4 protein-coding genes are annotated in these 2,647 nt (G+C 49.6%); 1 reads left to right on the top strand and 3 read right to left on the bottom strand.

What is annotated here, in order from left to right:
* Positions 1–425: LamG domain-containing protein (locus JRG72_11980; GenBank protein ID MBW2135920.1), on the top strand; the 425-nt coding region annotated here is incomplete at its 5' end.
* A gap of 563 nt (positions 426–988) precedes the next feature.
* On the opposite strand, the gene JRG72_11975 is transcribed toward JRG72_11980, so the two are convergent.
* The 3 genes from JRG72_11975 to JRG72_11965 form a co-directional block, all read right to left on the bottom strand.
* Complete coding sequence (locus JRG72_11975; protein ID MBW2135919.1) at positions 989–1,189, bottom strand: hypothetical protein; 201 nt, start codon at positions 1,187–1,189, stop codon at positions 989–991.
* A 301-nt stretch (positions 1,190–1,490) separates the two neighbouring features.
* A complete protein-coding gene (locus JRG72_11970) occupies positions 1,491–1,733 on the bottom strand; it encodes a hypothetical protein (GenBank protein MBW2135918.1) in 243 nt (80 codons plus the stop codon).
* A gap of 25 nt (positions 1,734–1,758) precedes the next feature.
* Positions 1,759–2,647 (bottom strand): hypothetical protein (locus JRG72_11965; GenBank protein MBW2135917.1); only part of this gene is annotated, 889 nt, incomplete at its 5' end.

Genomic DNA, 2,647 nt, shown 5'->3' with positions numbered 1-2,647 from the left:
CGGCTGCAATGATTACCACCACCAAGGGGCATTATTGGTTGCACCCGTCGGACAAAGATGTGGGGCGAGTACCAAATTATCAGTGGGTACATTTAGCCATGACCTACAACGCCAATGTTTTGGTTGATAATTTTAAACTATACAAGAACGGGGAGCTTATCGCCTCCACAACCGCTGAGGGAAAAATTAAAAGTAGTATGGCTCCATTGATTGTAGGATATTTTGGACGTTGGAAACTGGATGAGCTGCGTATATGGAACCGGGCTCTCACCGAGGCCGAAATTAAGGCCAATATGAACAAACCCTTAGTAGGTAACGAGGCTGGACTACAGGCTTATTATAATTTCGATCAAACCACCAAGGACCTCACCGGACACGGAAATAATGGGGTCCTGATGTACCGGGAAGCCTATGTGCCAAAATGATCTGAAACACAAATTTCTGCTTCCTGGAGGAAATAGGGGAACATAAACTCGCAAAATTACTGCGGTGAACCCAAACTCATTTTTGTCGGGGCGGGAGCTTAACCCGCCCCGACATTTACTAGGCCCGGACCTTTCATATACCAGGAAATTAAGCCCGGCTGGCAAATCCTACCCAGAATGCTCATCTTTCCCCAATTCTACTCAGCCCTGAATCAGACTTGATTTGACAGTACCCCTCTGGTGTGGTTTCCTGCTAAGCTCTCCTTGCCATCAACCCGCAGCCGTCACCGCCGCCTCCGACCGGCAAATTTTGGGCCCATTGTCGCCGGCCCTTGCGGCTTCGCTCCCAGGCCAGCCGTAGTTAAAAGTTGAAACCATTTCTATGAATCGCACCCATGAACATTGCAGTCAAAAGGAATCGTCATAATTATTACTTCGGCCTTAAAATAGATAATATTGGGAAGCCGGTAACTTATCCGCAAAGGCGCACTGTCTCTATTAACTTCTGGTAATTCCATTGCAAAAGATTAATCAATTTCGTGGTCTGAGTGATGAAACGATATTCAGTGGAAATCGTTCTGGGTTAGATGTCCTTCCCATTTCCGGATTAGACCCATGAGGTGATGGCCTGATTTACAAAAATCTTCGACCAGATTTACAAAAATTAGATCCCGCCGGTAAGGGGCCTGACGTTTAAGGCGTTGCAACCCAATGCAGGCCACATGAATCTGATTGCAGAAGCGATCTATACGGTCTTCTAACATCGCACTACCCGTCCCGTGTCATCGTGGTCGTGATTATTCACAGCCTCCCAAAGTTCAAAAACCTTTCTGTCGTGTTCTACCCGACCAACGAACCGTTCTGACAGACTCTCCCTGCAATTAAAGGCAAGCTCAAACAACTCTTCCAACTTACTCTCCAGCCGAGATAGAATACGCCAAAAGAGAAATCCGGAAAGGCCGGCAAAGAATCCGATCAGGGAAATCAGTATCCCAATATGATATCTCAAATCAGTGTAATCCATGATGATAACTTCCGATTTTGACTAAGTTTTTAAGCCTGCCATTAAATCCAGTCACTTAATTTGGCCTGATTAATTTCTGCCACGGGTATTTTCCTCGGACTTGCTTGTTGATCGTTGGCTTTTGCCAGGCCGGCGCGGAGCGCCCCTAAGCCCAGAGCACTCATAATCCCCAGCAAAGTCTCATAAATATTATCGTCAATCCAGCCCCCGGCCCGGGCAAAAGTCAACAGGGCCAGGGCCAAAGCCACCAAATAAGTCTTTTTACCCACAAGTTTCTTTTTCATTATTCCTCCCAGCCCACCGCCTTGATCACCTGATTGGCGGTATTTTCGTTATCCACGTAAATTTTATTACCGTCCAGGATGCCGCAGTCAAACGGCACTGAGCCGCGCACCCCCTTAAAATCCACTGAGGGCGGATAGACATGGAATACCTGGGCCATATTGGTACCATCGTAAGAAATTGCCACCTTGACATCATAACCGCTTGCAGGGCTAAATCCTGGGCTGTAAAGCCATCGATTGCCCCGGAGCAGATATCAATCGGCACATTCCAGTTGACCCGATTGCCCTCCTTCCAGAACCGCACGATGTTGCTGCTGGCGTTGTTCAGGATCATCCCCAGATAGCGGAAGTTGGTATTGGGCAGCACCATGAACCAATCTCCCTGGGTCATAGTCAAGGCCGAGCCAGAATAGGTGACCGTCCCGTCCGTGCCGTTATCATTATTGTTGGCAGTGATGGTGCGGATCCGCCCCTTGGACGTGCCCGACAGCACCAGGAGCTTGGCGTTCTGTAGCTCATTAGTGGTGAAGCCATAGCCAATATTGCTACTGTTGGCATTGTTGCGTAGGGTAATCACCTGGCTGGCCTGCGAGGAATAGCGCATTACCGGCATGGCCTTCAAGGTGAAGGTGGTATCGGCATCCCCGGCAATGGCATAAACGCAATACCACTGATCGGCTTTCTCGTTGCCCCAGAACTGTGCAGCGGTGTCAAAATCCATGACCACATCGCTGCTGTTGGCCCGATACTTGCCGTCCGACAATCCCCCGTCCACAAACAACCCCCGGTGCACCGGACAAGGGAAACCACATAACATCACCCGCGCCGGGCAATCCGCAGTCGCCGGTATCTTTACCTGCGTAGCGTCCACCCACTCCAGATTCGGGCAATAGGTCAGGTCAAAGGCCTCCACC

The sequence above is a fragment of the Deltaproteobacteria bacterium genome (genome assembly GCA_019309545.1).
Lineage (GTDB): Bacteria > Desulfobacterota > Desulfobaccia > Desulfobaccales > Desulfobaccaceae > Desulfobacca_B.
The sequence above is the reverse complement of the archived record's forward strand: the minus strand, read 5'-3'. Positions and strand labels throughout refer to the sequence as shown.